This is a genomic window from Nonomuraea sp. bgisy101 (genome assembly GCF_057708945.1).
Map to the genome: position 1 here is coordinate 25,101 of NZ_JBYITD010000060.1, position 13,735 is coordinate 38,835.

The following is a 13,735-nucleotide window of genomic DNA, read 5'->3' on the forward strand; positions in this document are numbered from 1 at the left end:
CACGCTCAGGGGCAAAGGGGTTTGCGGTCAAGCGGCGTCCAGGGCCTCGGTGATCTTGCGGATCATCTCGGCCATGGTGGGGCTGGGCTGGCCCTGGTGGGTGCGGGCGGCGGCTTCGATGGCGACGGTGACGGTGCCGCGGAAGTTGTCGGCCTCGGCCGGGTCCTGCTGCTTGAGCAGGCTCACGCTCGCGGTCAGGGCGGGCAGCACCTGGTCGGCGAGTTCGGCGACGGTCTTGCCGTACTTCACGCCCTTGGGCGCCTTGCTGAGCACGTGCCCGACCGGGCCGGTGGCGGAGGTCAGCGCGATGGAGCCGTGGGTGGCGACCTTGTGGGCCGACTCGGCGATGCCAGCGGCGGACATCAGCGAGACGGCGCCCCACGCGGCGAGGCGGAGGGTGAGCTTGTCCTGGTCGGTAAGGGTGATGGACATGATGGTGAGCTCCCATACATCTGTTACGAAATTCAAATTGAACGGACGGATGGTGGACTGCGGTCCTATTGGTGACCGAGGTATCTGGATTGCTTAGGTCGGGTCGCCCGAATGGATCTCACCCAGCCTTGAGGCCGCAATCACTGAACCGTTCATGGCATCCACGATCGCCGACCGCTCTGACACGGGGCGGTTGCCGTCCTGACGCGGCCGCTGACAGGACACCGCATGGTCGACGGCGAGCGCGAGGGCCGGTCAGCTAGGTCGAGGACGTCCGTGAGGGTTCGGCGGGATGAGCGGCAGGATTGGATGCTGCGGCTGGAACATGAGCCAGCTCCTCAGCCACGTCTGTGGCGACCTGGTCTGCTCGGCCGAGCATCGGCACCAGGTCTACTCCGGCGATCTGCTCCAGTGAGGGCCTCAGTGAGCGGCTTCAGTGAGTGACACTGACCGGGGCCTGCTGCTGGATCAAGGAGGCGGCGTGGGCGCCGATCTTGCGGCCGCGCAACAGGAGCAGAGCCAGTACGGCGGCGCCGAGCACCCCGGCCGCAGCGCCGAGGAAGGCGGTGGACATGGCGGCGTCGTAGGCCTGGCGTGCGGCTGCGGCCAGGGACGGGTCGGCCACGGCGGCGGCTACGGAGCGGCGGGCCTGATCCGGTGCGGTGGCCGGCATGGCGGAGGTGTAGCTGCTGGTGGCCAGGCTGCCCAGGATGGCCACGCCGAGGGCGGCGCCGGCCTGCTGGATGGTGTCGTTCAACGCCGAACCGACACCGGCCTGCTCGGTCGGGACGGCGCTCATCAGCGCGGCGATCGCCGTGGGCCCAGCCAGGCCGCTGCCGGCGCCCAGCACGACCTGCGCGAAAGCCAGCATCGTGAAGCTGTCGGAGGAGGAGAAGCCGAGCACGGCGAAGCCGGCGGCCATCACGATCATGCCGAGGACCGCGGTGGCGCGGTTGCCGATCTTGCTGCCCAGGCCGGCGCCGATGCCGTTGAAGACGATCGAGGCGATGAACATGGGGATGAAGGCGAGCCCGGCCTGGGTGGGGGTGTAGCCGAGGACGAACTGCATGTACTGGGTCAGCACCAGCAGCATGCCGCCGCTGCCGATCTGGACGAGGGTGAGCGACAGGCTGCCGCCGGCGAAGTCGCGGTCGCGGAAGAGCTGGAGCGGCACCATCGGGTGCTCGGTGCGCAGCTCCCAGCCAATGAAGGCGGCCAGGGCGACGACGGCGACGATCAGCGGGGTCCAGGCGATGCCGTGCGCGAGTTCGTTGATCGTCCACACGAGGGCGGACATGCCGATCATGGACAGGACGGCGCCGATGGGGTCGGGCTTGGTCGCCGAGCCCTTGGATTCGGGCATGAGGGTCAGGGCGGCCAGGATGGCCAGGAGCGCGATCGGGACGTTGATCCAGAAGACCGATTCCCAGCCGAGGGAGGCGACCAGGGCGCCGCTGGCGACGGGGCCGCCGATCAGGCCGAGCACGGCGAAGGCGGCCCCTGCGGCCATGGCCTTGCGCCGTTCGGCCTCGTCGGGGAAGACGACCATCAGGATCGACAGGGTGTTGGGCATGATCATCGCGCCGCCGACGCCCATCGCGACGCGGGCGGCGATCAGCTGGCCGGGGTCAGTGGCGAGGGTGGCGGCCGCGGAGGCGGCGCCGAACAGCGTCAGGCCGATGACCATGAGCTTGCGCCGGCCGTACCGGTCGGACAGCGATCCGGCGGTGAGCAGCAGGCCGGCGAAGACCAGCATGTAGGACTCCAGGATCCACTGGATGTCCTGCGAGGTGGCGCCCAGATCGGCGGCCAGGGCGGGCACGGCGACGGTGAGTGCCATGTTGTCGATGACCAGCACCAGGGTGCTCAGACAGAGCACGATCAGGATCAGCCATCGACGAGGATGCGATTGCATACGTTTAGCTTCCATTCACATACAGAAAGTGATCGACTGAGGGATGGCGCGCTCCACGCGCCTTCCGTTGGGGGTGGATCAGGCGCCGCCGGGCGCGATCCATTCGGTCAGCTCGACGACGATGCCGTTGGGGTCGGTCAGGCGCATCAGCCGCTCACCCCACGGGTTGCGCCACAACCGCGTGGTGATGGGTGCGCCCTCGGCGTGCAGGCGCGTGGATTCCTTGGCCAGATCGGTGACCGCGAACGCCACCACCGGCTGGGCGATCCGCTCTCGCGGCCGTTCGAGGTCGCGCTGGTGCAGCAGGATGTCGGCGGCCGCATCGTCGCGGCTCAGCCAGGTGAAATCCGGGGTGTCCAGCACCTCGCGGAAGCCCAGATAGGTGGTGAAGAAGTGGCGGGAGCCTGCCAGATCGTCGACGGCGAAGACGACGGTTGAGGAGACTATGTTCATGTTTCTGCCCGTATGCGGTTGTTTGCCATGATTTCCCTTCTATGTGGCGTTTCGTCCTGGATCAAGGTTGCCGGTACGGCCTAGCCGGGGCAATGCTGGATCGTGCAACGCTGCGTTAACCGCAGACTTCACGCCGGGCAGGACACGCTAGAGATTCGCGACATCGGGATCTTCCTGACGCCGGCCGAGGATCTGCATGTCGGCCGTACGGCGGAGCGGCTGCACGTGTCGGCCGCGCGCGCCAGCCAGGCGATCAAGAAGAGGGTACGCAACGTCGGCGCCCCTCTTCGAGTGCACCAGCCGCGCCGTACGGCTCACACCGGTCGGCGAACACCTTCGCCGCGACCTCCGGCCGGTCTACGAAGGGCTTCCCATCAGCATGAGTCGGGCCCGATCAGCCGCTCAGGGGAAGACCGACGTGCTGCGCATCGGCATGGTCGACAACAACACGACAGTTGACGAGGGCTGTGGACGGTTGCTTCTGGATCGCCTGGGTGACACGGGCGGCGATACGGCCGGACTGCAGCCCTTCGGCCAGGGTCAGGAAGATCTCGATGTCACGGATTCCACAGAGGTCTCCCAAGGTGGAGCGGGCCGAGGGCGCGCACGGCGTCGGTCTCGGCTTCGGTACACCACACCAGCGCGTAGGTGAGGGCTTCGAAGTCGTGGAAGGGCAGCCAGGCGATGTCGGGCCGGTTCCAGTAGCGGGCGGAGTGAGCGGGCAGAGAGTTGACGACCTCTCCGACGCTGACCAGCGCGAGCAGCTCCTCCATGTGGGTGACCCGCGGGCCGCGCACGATCCGGTGCCCGCGCGGCGTGTGCGGGGGGATGAAACCGTCGGCCCAGTAGCCGGGGGCCAGCGGCGCGTCGGTGTGGAGGAAGTCTGCGAGCATCTCGATCGAGGCGATGGGCCGGGTGGCCAGCTCGTGGTCAGTGGCGACGGCCAGGACTCGCGGGTCGGTGAACAGGACAGGTCCCACGGTGAGGTCGGGCTCCTCGACGGGTAGCCAGGTGACCAGGACGTCGACCGTTCCCTCGCGCGTGCACATTGCCGGGGATCATGCCGAGGCACAAGGTGCCGGTAACGCCGCGTGCGGCCTGCCGTGCCCGCTCCAGGCTCTGCGTCAGGCCCTGGTGCAGATGGCGCAGGTCATCGCGGAGCTGCTCACCCAGCCGCGTGAGCCGGACGCTGTGGCTGTTCCTCGCGAAAAGCTCGGCACCGATGGCGCGTTCCTGCTTCTTGATCGCCTGGCTGACCCGGGCCACAGAGACGTGCAGCCGCTCGGCGGCACGGCCGAAGTGTGGGCTTCCCATCAGCATGGATCGGGCCCGATCAGCCGCTCAGGGGAAGACCGACGTGCTGCGCATCGGCATGGTCGGCAACAACACGACAGTTGACGAGGGCTGTGGACGGTCTCAGCCGGGCAGCGGTCCCAGGTCGCGGACGACGCGGGCGAAGGCGCGGATCATGTCGTTCTCCGCGGCGCTGAGCCACACCGGCCCGTACGGCAGCGCATCCATGTCCTTGACGGGCAGGTAGGCGATGTCGGGGCGGGGGAAGTACCGGGTCACGTGGACCGGGAAGAGGGTGACGGTCTCTCCCAGGACCGTTTGCATGAAGATGTCCTCGAGGTTGCAAAAGGTGGCGGTGCGGTCGATCGACCGGCCCTTGGGGGTGAGCTCCGGGACGTAGTGGTCTGTCCAGTAGCCGGGCGCAGGATCGATGGCCACGTGCTGGAAGTCGCTGACCGCCTCCAGGGAGACCGACGACCATCGGGCGAGCGCATGGTCACCGGCCACGGCCAGCACCCTCGGTTCGGCGAACAGCAGCGGACCCACAGTGAGGTCGGGCTCCTCGATGGGCAGCCAGGTGACCAGGATGTCGGCCTCTCCGTTTCGGAGCTGGGCGAACGGGTCCTGGAGGACCGACATCCGCAGGCGCAGCTCCCACTGCGGGTGCCGGGCGCGGAAGGTCTCCCAGTAGCGGCGCAGCTCCTGGACGTTGAGGGGGAACAGGCTCACCCGGAGCGTGCCGGTCTTGCCGCGTGCGGCCAGCCGTGCCCGCTCCAAGGTCTGCGTCAGGCCCTGGTGCAGCTGGCGCAGGTCATCGCGGAGCTGCTCACCCAGCCGCGTGAGCCGGACGCTGTGGCTGTTCCTCGCGAAAAGCTCGGCACCGATGGCGCGTTCCTGCTTCTTGATCGCCTGGCTGACCCGGGCCACAGAGACGTGCAGCCGCTCGGCGGCACGGCCGAAGTGCAGCTCCTCAGCCAAGGTCAGGAAGATCTCGATGTCCCGTAGCTCCACAATTCCCATTTCGCCTATCTGTGCCATATATGGGTGGAAGTCTGGCATATCGGGCCAAGAGGGACGCAGGCGAGTAACTGGACCTCTCTTGCGGTCGCCCCTCATCTGCGTGGAGTCCTCATCGTCCGTTGAAGGAATACCGAAACGCGGCTTGACCTGGCCGGACGATTAATCGGCACCCGCACGGTCGGCGGCTCATCGGTGGGCGCTCGAAGATCTCTGACCGGCGTGCGGCACGTGCGCTGCGGCGGTCTCTTTCGGTGCCGTCGGCAGGGCGTGCAGCCTGCTGACCGGGGAGACGATGAGTCCGATCACGACGCTGGCGGAGCCGATCGCGGCCGCGGTCAGTGCGCCCTTGGCTCCGAGTTGGCCAGCGAGGAGGCCTGTGGACAGGCCGCCGAGGGCGCCGCCGCCGAACAGCAGCGTGCGGAACACCGCGGTCATCCGCCCCATCATCGACTGCGGAGTGCTGGTCTGGCGCAGGCTGACGATGATGACCCCGGCGACGCCCAGGCCCAGGGAGGTCGTGAAGAAGGACAGGACGAACATGCCGATCATCACCGGCTGGGGTCCGGCGGCCGTGACGATCAGTGTCGGGCCCAGGAGCAGCGCCGACTGGGCCACCAGGTAGACGCGTCCGAGCGGGAACCGTTTGATGACCCGTCTGGAGATCACCGCGCCGATCAGGCCGCCCACGGAGGCCGTCGCGAAAATGCCGCCGAGGGTTGCCGAGGGGAGGTGGAGATCTTGCGTGCCGTACAGCAGGAACATGGTCCATACGGTGACCATGGAGAAGTTGCAGCAGAACCCGATCAGTGCCAGTGCCCGGAGAATTCTGTCCCGCAGCACCCAGCGAAGCCCGTCGCGCAGCTCCGTCAGGGCATGCCGCTTCGCGGCGGGTTGAGGGCGTGGCTCGGGCGTGCGGATTAGCAGCAACGAGGTCACGGACACCGCATAGGAGACGGCGTCTACGATCAACGCCACCGGCGCGGTCAACGCCGCCACCAGCACACCCGCGGCCCCCGGGCCGGGCCACCTCCGCGGCGGAGGTGCTGATGCCCATCTTGGCGCTGGCTTCGACGTAGTGAGCTGGGCTCTTCACCACGGTGGGCACGTAGGACATCCAGCTCAGGTCGAACAGGACCGACGCAACGCCGACGACGCACGCGATGATCAGCAGCATGACCAGATTCAGCGCGTCCCACCAGTACAGGGCCGGAATGAGAGCGAGCAGAGACATCCTGATGAGGTTGGCGGTGAGCATGACAGGTTTGCGCCGGACCCGGTCGGTCCATACTCCGATCAGCAGTGCGAGCCCGAGATAGGGAGCGAGCTGCAGGAACCGCAGCACCCCGACCTGCTCGTCGGTGGCGTTGAAGGCGTGGATGGCGGTCAGGGGCAGCGCCAGGTGGGTCACCTGGGCTCCGAGCAGTGACATGCTCTCGCCGAACCAGAACTTGAGGAAGTCGCCGTTACGCCACAGGCTTTTCTCCGGCAGTACGGCCGGCGTGTCCGATAGGGGTGTGCGGCCGGCCGCGACCTCGAGAAGCGGTTCTGGGCTGCTCTCAGAAGCGCTATTCTCATCTCTCACAAATGAGAGTAGCAGTGCTGAACTGCTTCTCGCCTTCCGTCGACTTTCCGATAGCCCTCAGGGGCGACCGAAGAGAGGTCCGGTTACTCGCCTGCGTCCCTCTTGGCCCGATATGCCAGACTTCCACCCATATGCGGCACAGACCGGCCGGAGGTCCTGGCGAAGGTGTTCGCCGACCGGTGTGAGCCGTACGGCGCGGCTGGTGCACTCGAAGAGGGGCGCCGACGTTACGTACCCTCTTCTTGATCGCCTGGCTGGCGCTGCGGGTGCCGATTAATCATCCGTCCAGGTCAGGCCGTATGTCGGTATTCCTTCAGGACACCTCCGAGCCGATCACGTCGGCGGATATCCAACGAGGCGATCGAGGCCGAGTCGATGCCGGGATCAACGAGTGGTCGAAGCGGAGCAGCCTGCCGGAGAGCCCGATGAGGCCGGTGTTCGTTATAGAAGGTCTCGAACTCGCGCAGCGCATACAGAAGGTGGCGCTGGTTCCAGATCAAGGTCCGGTTCAGCAGCTCGCGCCGGCAGGTCTGGATCCAGCGCTCCATGAAGGAGTTCATTTGCGGCATACGTACGCCGCTTTTGATGATGCGTACTCCCGCGTCGGCCAGCACAGTGTCGAAAGCCGCGGTGAACTTGGCGTCTCGGTCACGGATGAGGAATCTCGCTGCGGTGCCCGCGCCCTGCAGGTCCATGACGAGGTTGCGGCCGAGCTGAGTGACCCACTCCCCCGTCGGGTGCGCAGTGACACCGAGGATCCGCACCCGGCGGGTGGCGTGCTCGATGACCGCCAAGACGTACAGTCGCACCCCAGTCAGCGTGCGGACCTCGAAGAAGTCACAGGCCAGCAGCACATCGGCCTGACTGCGTAAGAAATCGGACCAGGCGGTGTGCTCCCGTTCCGGAGACGGATCGATGCCGTGGTCTTTGAGGATCTCCCAGACCGTGGAAGCCGCGACCTTGATACCGAGCGCAGCCAGCTCGCCGTGGATACGCCGGTAGCCCCACGAGGAGTTCTCCCGGGCCAGCCGCAGCACCAGGACGCGGACGGATCGGACAGTGCGCGGGCGTCCCCGCCGCCGATAGGCACTGGCTGCGGCGTGCCGATGCCGCAGCAGATCACGATGCCAGCGCAGGATCGTGTCAGGTCGGATCAACAACGTCAGGCGCCGCAGCGTGTCCAGCGGCAGACGAGGCAGCAGCCCTGCGAGAAGGAACCGATCTTCCCGAGTGAACGCGGGCTTGTTCACCTGCCGTTGCAGCACGGTCAGCTGATGCCGGAGCACCAAGATCTCGATGTCCTTGGCGCGATCGCTGGTCGACAGCAATCGCAGGAGCGAGAAGGTGGTCGTCACCATGAGATAGGCCAAGCGCAGCACGACCGATCATCCTGCCGATATCTGGCGCAGCGCTCGGGGGGCTCGCCCGAAAGGATGGATCGTCCACCATGTCTCTAGCCTGCACGGATGAATATTCGGCACCCGCACCCCTGACCGTGTCCGTGGTCAGCTCGGGTTGGCCAGCGCGTGCTTCCTGGCCGTTTCCGCAATGCGGATCAGGTCGGCCTCCGGCGCCGTCCCGCCGATCACCACGAAGCTGTCCCCGGCCGTCGCCGCGATCGCGACTCTGCCGTTTGCGCGCGCTATGTGCGCGGGCCCGGCGGCGCTCTCGACCGTGCCGACGGCGCCGCATTCGGCGTGGAAGCGCTTGAACGCGTCCATCGCCTCGATCCCGGTGGCCACCAGTTGTGACACGGACGAGCCGTCGTCCGCCCCGAACGAGCGCACCAGCGTGTGCGCCCCCTCCGGCGCGATGACGCGCCGCCCGCAGGGGACGAGCTCGGGGGCGAGCTCCACCCACCTCATCTCCTTGGTCTCGGTCGCGGTCCACGTCCGCCCGCCGCCGAGCTGCTCCGGACTCAGCAGCGGCGAGGCCGCCTCCCGGGACTGGGCGGACGTCGCGGACTGGGCGGACGAGGCGCCGCACCCCCCTGTCAGCAGGGCGGCCACCGCCACGCACACCAAGGTCGAAAGCTTCATGAAATCCTCCTCCCTACTCATACCGAGCCTCGCCCCCAGAGGTTCCGGACACGTCGAAGACCCGATCGGTCACCACCATGGCCACCGCGACGAACGCGCCGAGCGCCAGGTCGACGGCTCGGAGCAGCGGTTCTGCCGCGGGCACCGCCAGCCCGGACGCCACGACGGTGCCCGCCGCAGCGATCATGGCCGCGCGGCCGATCTTCACCGCCGACACGGGGCTGGTGTCGTCCAGGCATCCGCAGGGCACCGGCCCGCGCTTGCGCATGAGCACCCACAGGTAGCCGGCCAGCCCCGCGAACCACGCGGCCACGATGCCGGAGGCGACGCTGAGGAGCACGCCGCGCCCGGCCAGCCAGCCGGCGACCAGGGCGAGGCCTGCGATCGGCTCGACCGCCTCGGCCACCACGACGAGCCCGGCCACGCGGCGCGGGAGCAGCCCGTGCCCGGTGACGACCCGCCTCAGGCTGCTGCCCGTGGCGACGCGCTGCCACGTCGCCACGAGCAGCAGCAGCGCTCCCGCCAGGACGAAACTGCCCACGACCGAACTCAGTCCCGGCACGCGGATCCCTTCCTCATGGCAGGAGCATCCCTCGAGGCAGGAGCATCACGATGGCCGCGACGAACGCCACGGCGCAGGCCCGCCCGACCCAGGGCATCGAGGCCAGCATCCTGGTGTCCCAGGCTGCGGGATCCCCGCTCAGCGTCCTGGTCAGCGGCATGAGCGCCCTGCCCAGGCCGAATCCCAGCCCCGCCAGCAGGCCGGGCCCGAGACCTCCGACGAGGACGACGCTGAGCACCAGCGCATGCGGGAGCGCCGTCGGTGTGAACGTGCGCACCCCGGTGCCCATCTCGAAGCCGAACTGCAGCGGCCCGCCGAACTCGCTGCGCGGGATGACGTCCTGCGGCACGAGCCTGCGGTTTTGCGGCAGCGACAGCGGCCGCCCGGCCAGCTCGAAAGCCAGGACCACCACCAGGGGCGGGATCAGCACCCACCACCTGACGACCGGATCCACGATCGAGACCAGCCCGCCGACCGCGCCCACGACGACGCCGGAGAACAGCGCGCCGAGGATCAGCCCGGTGCTGAACACCCACAACTTGCCCCGCCAGACCGACGAGGTCAGCAGATCCGCTGAGTTGAGGCTTCAAACCGAGCCGGACAGCGAGTATCCCGCGGTCACGCCGAGCAGCGTCCAGGCCAGCGGCTCCAGCGAGACGCTCCACGCTCGCTGCGTGCCGAACACCGCGACCGTGAGCGCCGCCAGCCCGAACGCGACGTGCCTGGCGTCGAAGGCCCGCGTCATCAGGGGTTCGACCAGGAGCAGATGTAGAAGTACGTGCCGCCGCAGGTGGCGACGTTCCCGTCGGCGCACCGGTACGGCGTGCCGCTGTGCGTCCAGCGCCAGGCGTTCTTCTTGCCGTAGCTGCCCGTTCCGCAGGCCACGACCGCGTAGCTGTTGTAACAAGTGCCGGAGCTCCGCTTGAACCAGCCGTCAGCGCCGCAGTAGCTCCTGGAGTAGGTACCGCCCACGCAGAGCTTGGAGTTGTTGTCGTATCCGGACCAGTTGTTGTATCCGGCACAGTGCAGCCACTCCGAGCCCACGGCCGCGTTCGCTTCCCGCGTCTTGAACGGCGGGAGGACCGACAGCACGTTGAGCGCGAGCGCGCCACCGAGCACGCCCACCCCCTTGAGCACCGTCCTGCGCGAGGGGGCGGTGCTGGTGAGCATGCCCCGCCTGGTCTTCGTGTCGCCGGGCTCGTCGTCGACCGAGGGCACGTCGGCCCAGTAGCGGTCGGTGTCGATGTTCGTCTCGTGGCTCATCGGATGGTCACCCTCTCATCAGCGGTCACGGGCGCGGCCTCGAGGAAGGCGTCGAGATCGGCATTGGAGCCGACCACGCGCCGCCACTGCTCCTCGCCCGAAGGGGAGTATTTGATCAGCGTCGGGGTGGCCCCGACCGCGATGGTGCCCAGAAGTGTGGCGTCCACGATCGCTGTCACCGCCTCGCCTTCCACCCACTCGGCGCACCGCTCGGCGGCCGACAGCAGGACCAGGTTCCCGGCGGCGGCGCCCGACACCTCCATCAGCCTGCTCGCGCGTTCCCGGCACATGGGACAGGTCTCGGTCACGACCAGCACGAAGGTCGGGCGCTCGTCGCCGGAGGCGAAGCGCGGGACGCTCCTCGTCGCGGGGGTCGTGCCCGCGGGCGCCGGTCCCTTCGCCGCCGCCTGTTGCAGGTCCCTGACCATGCGCAGCAGCGCGGCGAAGGCGAACAGCAGCAGGACGGTCCCCAAGAACGACAGGACCGCCAGGGAGTTGACGACGTTCTGCATAGCGGCTAGTTCAGCTCGCAGGTGATGGACTCGACCACGGAGACGAACTGCGGGTCGTCGCTGCGCGCCGCCATCACCGTGGTCGCCGTGCTCCGGTTGACCAGGAGCGCCGACCGGGACCGCAGCTGGCCCGACTCGTCGTGGTCGTCCACGCGCCACATGGAGCCGCCGCGCACCTGCTTGCCCCTGGTGCGCGGCACATCGGAAGCAACGTCGGCCAGCGGCTTGACCTGAACCGAGCAGACCTGGTCGATGGTGTTGACCGCCAGCAGGTTGGCCAGGCTCATCCCGGAGCCCGCCCGCGGGAGCATGGTGAGTCCCTCCGGCGCGTCCTGCACATCGAACGCGGCGAGCTTGTCCATGAACACCTCGAACGGCACGCCGACGCCGTTGACGTAGGTGGAGATCTCGTGATGCGGGCCGATCCACATCATCGTGGTCCCACCCGCCTCGGGATCCTCAAGGGAGCGCAGCGTGCCGCCGTTCCACCCGGCCTCGCGCACGGTGTACTTGCCCCACTCGCCGAGCTGCTTGCCGATCACCTCGGCCGATCCCGCAGGAGTGACGTAGAAGCGCAGGCCGCCTTCCGGGCCGAACGCCCACACGATGTAGGCCCATCCACCGATGAACGGCTTGGCATTGCCGCTGACGGATAACGAACGTCCGTCGGGCGTACGTACTTTCACCTCGTACACCTTCCCTTTCGAGCGATCTTGGAATGAGTGCAGCACGAAGCAGGCAGGAAACGTTTTCCCTACCGCTGGACTGCACGAATTGCTCGGGAGACGCAAGGCTTGGCACAGGCGTCTCAGCCGTTACGACCGGGCTCTGCGAACGTGATCTTCATATCAGCTCACATATAGGAGGCGTAAGCCCCTTTCGATCACGACTTTTCCGCCGAGACCGCAGGTCGTCGTAGGGAACGGTCCAAGATCCATCTCGGGCCAAGTTGTGTCGTCGCGGCGGGAAACGCGCGCGGCCGGGGACCGTCCCCCTGGACGACTTTGTTGGTTGATTCATTGGGTGATCTTTTGGGGTGGGGTGGGTGGAGGATGGGGTCATGCCTCTTCGTCCTCGGCCCACTCGTGAGGTTCCGGATGCCACGGTGATGGTGGCGCGGGCGGCTTTTCCCAAGGGTTCGCTGGCCATCCGGTTACGGGATGAGCTGGGTGAGGTGTTCTGCGATGAGCAGTTCGCGTCGGCGTTTGCGGTGCGGGGTGGTCCGGGCATCTCTGCGCCTGCCGAAAACTCTATCCATCCAGGTCAAGCGGCATGTGAGTACTCGTGGAGAACCCCGCCGAGCCGATCTCGTCGGCGTATGTCCAGGTTGGCGATACGACTCGGATCGGTGATCGGATCCGGGACGGCGCGTAGTGGAGCAGCTTGGGCCCGGGCTTGGTGGGCTCGGTGCTTGTTGTAGAACTGTTCGTACTCGCGCAGGGCGTGCCGCAGGTGGCCTTCGTTCCACAGTCGGCAGCGGTACAGAAGCTCGCGGCGGCACGACTGCACCCACCGCTCCATGACCGCGTTCATGCGCGGCATCCGGATCCCGGTGAGCACGGCCTGGACCCCGGCGTCGGACAAGATCTCGTCCATGAGGGCCGGGAACTTGGCATCCCGGTCTCGGATCAGATAGGGCGCCCGGCAACCCGCATCCTCCAGATCCATCACCAGATTCTTGATCGCCTGGATGACTAGCTCGCGTTCGGATGCGCGGTGGTGCCCAGCACTCGAACGCGCCTGGTGGCGTGCTCGATGACCGCCAGGATGTACTGGCATTGCCCATCGAGGGTGACGGTCTCGATGAAGTCGCAGGCCAACAGGGCGTCGGCCTGCGAGCGCAGGAAGTCGGCCCACGTGGTCGACGCCCTCTCGGATGCCGGACCAAGCCCTTCCTGCTTAAGGATCTCCCAGACCGTCGACGCAGCCACCTTGATGCCGAGCGTGGTGAGCTCGCCATGCACTCGCCGATATCCCCACGATGGATTCTCGCGAACCAGTCGCAGGATGAGGACACGAATGGGCCGCACCGTGGGCGGGCGACCTCGCCTGTTCGGCCAGTATGTACGGGCATGACGCCGCTTCATCAGATCGCGATGCCAGCGCAGAACGGTATCCGCGGACGAGGAGCCGCAGTCGGCGCAGGACTTCACGAGGCAGTGGTGCCAGGAGCGCGGCGAGAAAGGCCCGGTCCTCAGCCGCGAATCTCACCCGGACGTCGGCGCCGAACTGCCGTTGAAGAACGTTGATTTGGTGGCGCAGGGCGAGAATCTCGATGTTCTTGTCCCGATCGCCCATGGGCAGCAACCGCAGCGCGGCGAAGGCGTTCGTGACGGCGAGATAGGCCAGGCGAAGCAGCACGGCCGATCATCATGCCGCACAGAATGTCATTCCTGGTGACCGAAGACTGCCCAAGCCAGAGAAGAATGCCTGCAAGGCCAGCGACCTGGCCGGATGACATTTTCGGCAGGCGCAAACTCGGCGCCCTCAGCCCCCCGGACGAAGGCCTAAGCGCTGGAAGTGATTCGAGTTCTTGAGCCCCACAGGAAAGAAAAGGCAAACCGCACCCTGGCCGCCCCTATCTCCGCACCAGAAACGGAGTCCATCTGAGAGCCCCGTATCGGAGAAGACCAAACATGCCGAAATCGGGGCAGATCAAACAGT

The 13,735-nt window shown here is 67.3% G+C and carries 20 protein-coding genes and 2 pseudogenes; 4 read left to right on the forward strand and 18 right to left on the reverse strand.

What is annotated here, in order from left to right; all coding sequences use genetic code 11:
- Nucleotides 1-27 precede the first annotated feature (27 nt).
- A complete protein-coding gene (locus AC3EO4_RS52775; RefSeq protein WP_185087368.1) occupies nt 28-432 on the reverse strand; it encodes a hypothetical protein in 405 nt (134 codons plus the stop codon).
- A 292-nt stretch (nt 433-724) separates the two neighbouring features.
- On the opposite strand from AC3EO4_RS52775, the gene AC3EO4_RS52780 reads away from it, so the two are divergent.
- Nucleotides 725-847 (forward strand): hypothetical protein, encoded by a 123-nt coding sequence (locus AC3EO4_RS52780; RefSeq protein WP_379570281.1) that lies wholly within the window; start codon nt 725-727, stop codon nt 845-847.
- Between the two features lie 18 nt (nt 848-865).
- On the opposite strand, the gene AC3EO4_RS52785 is transcribed toward AC3EO4_RS52780, so the two are convergent.
- Nucleotides 866-2,311 (reverse strand): MFS transporter, encoded by a 1,446-nt coding sequence (locus AC3EO4_RS52785; protein ID WP_488186384.1) that lies wholly within the window; start codon nt 2,309-2,311, stop codon nt 866-868.
- 114 nt (nt 2,312-2,425) lie between these two features.
- On the reverse strand, nt 2,426-2,800 hold the full coding sequence (locus tag AC3EO4_RS52790; RefSeq protein ID WP_431903937.1) for a VOC family protein: 375 nt from the start codon (nt 2,798-2,800) through the stop codon (nt 2,426-2,428).
- Nucleotides 2,801-2,902: 102 nt separating this feature from the next.
- Here AC3EO4_RS52790 and AC3EO4_RS52795 point away from each other — a divergent pair, with 102 nt between their 5' ends.
- On the forward strand, nt 2,903-3,259 hold the full coding sequence (locus tag AC3EO4_RS52795) for a LysR family transcriptional regulator (RefSeq protein WP_379570275.1): 357 nt from the start codon (nt 2,903-2,905) through the stop codon (nt 3,257-3,259).
- 98 nt (nt 3,260-3,357) lie between these two features.
- Here the strand turns inward: AC3EO4_RS52795 and AC3EO4_RS52800 are convergent, their stop codons facing one another.
- Both AC3EO4_RS52800 and AC3EO4_RS52805 read right to left on the reverse strand, forming a co-directional pair.
- Entirely contained in the window at nt 3,358-3,849 is a 492-nt protein-coding gene (locus AC3EO4_RS52800) for a LysR substrate-binding domain-containing protein (RefSeq protein WP_431903939.1), read from the reverse strand.
- Nucleotides 3,731-4,045 carry a hypothetical protein gene (locus tag AC3EO4_RS52805; RefSeq protein ID WP_431903949.1) on the reverse strand — a complete coding sequence of 105 codons (315 nt, stop codon included), beginning with the start codon at nt 4,043-4,045 and terminating at the stop codon, nt 3,731-3,733. Before AC3EO4_RS52805 ends, AC3EO4_RS52800 begins: the two co-directional genes overlap by 119 nt.
- Between AC3EO4_RS52805 and AC3EO4_RS52810 the strand changes: the two genes are divergently transcribed.
- A complete protein-coding gene (locus AC3EO4_RS52810; RefSeq protein ID WP_431903952.1) occupies nt 3,941-4,198 on the forward strand; it encodes a hypothetical protein in 258 nt (85 codons plus the stop codon). The two genes, AC3EO4_RS52805 and AC3EO4_RS52810, sit on opposite strands and share 105 nt — an antisense overlap.
- An 18-nt stretch (nt 4,199-4,216) precedes the next feature.
- Here AC3EO4_RS52810 and AC3EO4_RS52815 read toward each other — a convergent pair whose 3' ends face one another.
- The 11 genes and pseudogenes from AC3EO4_RS52815 to AC3EO4_RS52865 all read right to left on the reverse strand — a co-directional run bounded on the left by AC3EO4_RS52815 (nt 4,217) and on the right by AC3EO4_RS52865 (nt 11,757).
- A complete protein-coding gene (locus tag AC3EO4_RS52815) occupies nt 4,217-5,104 on the reverse strand; it encodes a LysR family transcriptional regulator (RefSeq protein ID WP_379570271.1) in 888 nt (295 codons plus the stop codon).
- 195 nt (nt 5,105-5,299) lie between these two features.
- The gene (locus AC3EO4_RS52820) at nt 5,300-6,109 is read right to left on the reverse strand and encodes an MFS transporter (RefSeq protein WP_379570269.1); all 810 of its coding nucleotides are present in this window, start codon (nt 6,107-6,109) and stop codon (nt 5,300-5,302) included.
- Nucleotides 6,110-6,209: 100 nt separating this feature from the next.
- Nucleotides 6,210-6,542 (reverse strand): annotated as a pseudogene (locus AC3EO4_RS52825) (MFS transporter); the annotation flags it as partial.
- A 443-nt stretch (nt 6,543-6,985) separates the two neighbouring features.
- Nucleotides 6,986-8,074, reverse strand: coding sequence for an integrase core domain-containing protein (locus tag AC3EO4_RS52830; RefSeq protein ID WP_431903941.1), 1,089 nt, complete (start codon nt 8,072-8,074; stop codon nt 6,986-6,988).
- Between the two features lie 126 nt (nt 8,075-8,200).
- Nucleotides 8,201-8,734 carry a hypothetical protein gene (locus AC3EO4_RS52835; RefSeq protein ID WP_379570263.1) on the reverse strand — a complete coding sequence of 178 codons (534 nt, stop codon included), beginning with the start codon at nt 8,732-8,734 and terminating at the stop codon, nt 8,201-8,203.
- Nucleotides 8,735-8,747: 13 nt separating this feature from the next.
- Nucleotides 8,748-9,296, reverse strand: a complete 549-nt coding sequence (locus AC3EO4_RS52840; protein ID WP_379570261.1) for a MauE/DoxX family redox-associated membrane protein — start codon at nt 9,294-9,296, stop codon at nt 8,748-8,750.
- 13 nt (nt 9,297-9,309) lie between these two features.
- The gene (locus AC3EO4_RS52845) at nt 9,310-9,828 is read right to left on the reverse strand and encodes a hypothetical protein (RefSeq protein WP_379570259.1); all 519 of its coding nucleotides are present in this window, start codon (nt 9,826-9,828) and stop codon (nt 9,310-9,312) included.
- Between the two features lie 54 nt (nt 9,829-9,882).
- Entirely contained in the window at nt 9,883-10,041 is a 159-nt protein-coding gene (locus AC3EO4_RS52850) for a hypothetical protein (protein WP_358130098.1), read from the reverse strand.
- Nucleotides 10,041-10,559 carry a twin-arginine translocation signal domain-containing protein gene (locus AC3EO4_RS52855; RefSeq protein ID WP_379570257.1) on the reverse strand — a complete coding sequence of 173 codons (519 nt, stop codon included), beginning with the start codon at nt 10,557-10,559 and terminating at the stop codon, nt 10,041-10,043. The genes AC3EO4_RS52850 and AC3EO4_RS52855 overlap by 1 nt, the downstream gene beginning before the upstream one ends.
- On the reverse strand, nt 10,556-11,071 hold the full coding sequence (locus AC3EO4_RS52860; protein ID WP_379570255.1) for a hypothetical protein: 516 nt from the start codon (nt 11,069-11,071) through the stop codon (nt 10,556-10,558). The genes AC3EO4_RS52855 and AC3EO4_RS52860 overlap by 4 nt, the downstream gene beginning before the upstream one ends.
- Before the next feature lie 5 nt (nt 11,072-11,076).
- On the reverse strand, nt 11,077-11,757 hold the full coding sequence (locus AC3EO4_RS52865; protein WP_358130090.1) for a hypothetical protein: 681 nt from the start codon (nt 11,755-11,757) through the stop codon (nt 11,077-11,079).
- 374 nt (nt 11,758-12,131) lie between these two features.
- On the opposite strand from AC3EO4_RS52865, the pseudogene AC3EO4_RS52870 reads away from it, so the two are divergent.
- Nucleotides 12,132-12,305, forward strand: a pseudogene (locus AC3EO4_RS52870) (IS5/IS1182 family transposase); the annotation flags it as partial.
- A 29-nt stretch (nt 12,306-12,334) separates the two neighbouring features.
- Here AC3EO4_RS52870 and AC3EO4_RS52875 read toward each other — a convergent pair.
- Nucleotides 12,335-12,739: an integrase core domain-containing protein gene (locus AC3EO4_RS52875; protein ID WP_379580378.1), complete on the reverse strand. Its 405-nt coding sequence runs from the start codon at nt 12,737-12,739 to the stop codon at nt 12,335-12,337.
- A 26-nt stretch (nt 12,740-12,765) separates the two neighbouring features.
- Nucleotides 12,766-13,035 (reverse strand): hypothetical protein, encoded by a 270-nt coding sequence (locus AC3EO4_RS52880; protein ID WP_379580377.1) that lies wholly within the window; start codon nt 13,033-13,035, stop codon nt 12,766-12,768.
- Nucleotides 13,036-13,735 lie beyond the last annotated feature (700 nt).

Coding starts and splice junctions, on each gene's coding strand:
- AC3EO4_RS52775 (WP_185087368.1), bottom strand. CDS start 432: ATGTCCATCACCCTTACCGACCAGGACAAGCTCACCCTCCGCCTCGCC.
- AC3EO4_RS52780 (WP_379570281.1), top strand. CDS start 725: ATGAGCGGCAGGATTGGATGCTGCGGCTGGAACATGAGCCAGCTCCTC.
- AC3EO4_RS52790 (WP_431903937.1), bottom strand. CDS start 2,800: ATGAACATAGTCTCCTCAACCGTCGTCTTCGCCGTCGACGATCTGGCA.
- AC3EO4_RS52800 (WP_431903939.1), bottom strand. CDS start 3,849: ATGTGCACGCGCGAGGGAACGGTCGACGTCCTGGTCACCTGGCTACCC.
- AC3EO4_RS52810 (WP_431903952.1), top strand. CDS start 3,941: ATGGCGCAGGTCATCGCGGAGCTGCTCACCCAGCCGCGTGAGCCGGAC.
- AC3EO4_RS52835 (WP_379570263.1), bottom strand. CDS start 8,734: ATGAAGCTTTCGACCTTGGTGTGCGTGGCGGTGGCCGCCCTGCTGACA.
- AC3EO4_RS52850 (WP_358130098.1), bottom strand. CDS start 10,041: ATGACGCGGGCCTTCGACGCCAGGCACGTCGCGTTCGGGCTGGCGGCG.
- AC3EO4_RS52855 (WP_379570257.1), bottom strand. CDS start 10,559: ATGAGCCACGAGACGAACATCGACACCGACCGCTACTGGGCCGACGTG.
- AC3EO4_RS52860 (WP_379570255.1), bottom strand. CDS start 11,071: ATGCAGAACGTCGTCAACTCCCTGGCGGTCCTGTCGTTCTTGGGGACC.
- AC3EO4_RS52875 (WP_379580378.1), bottom strand. CDS start 12,739: ATGGATCTGGAGGATGCGGGTTGCCGGGCGCCCTATCTGATCCGAGAC.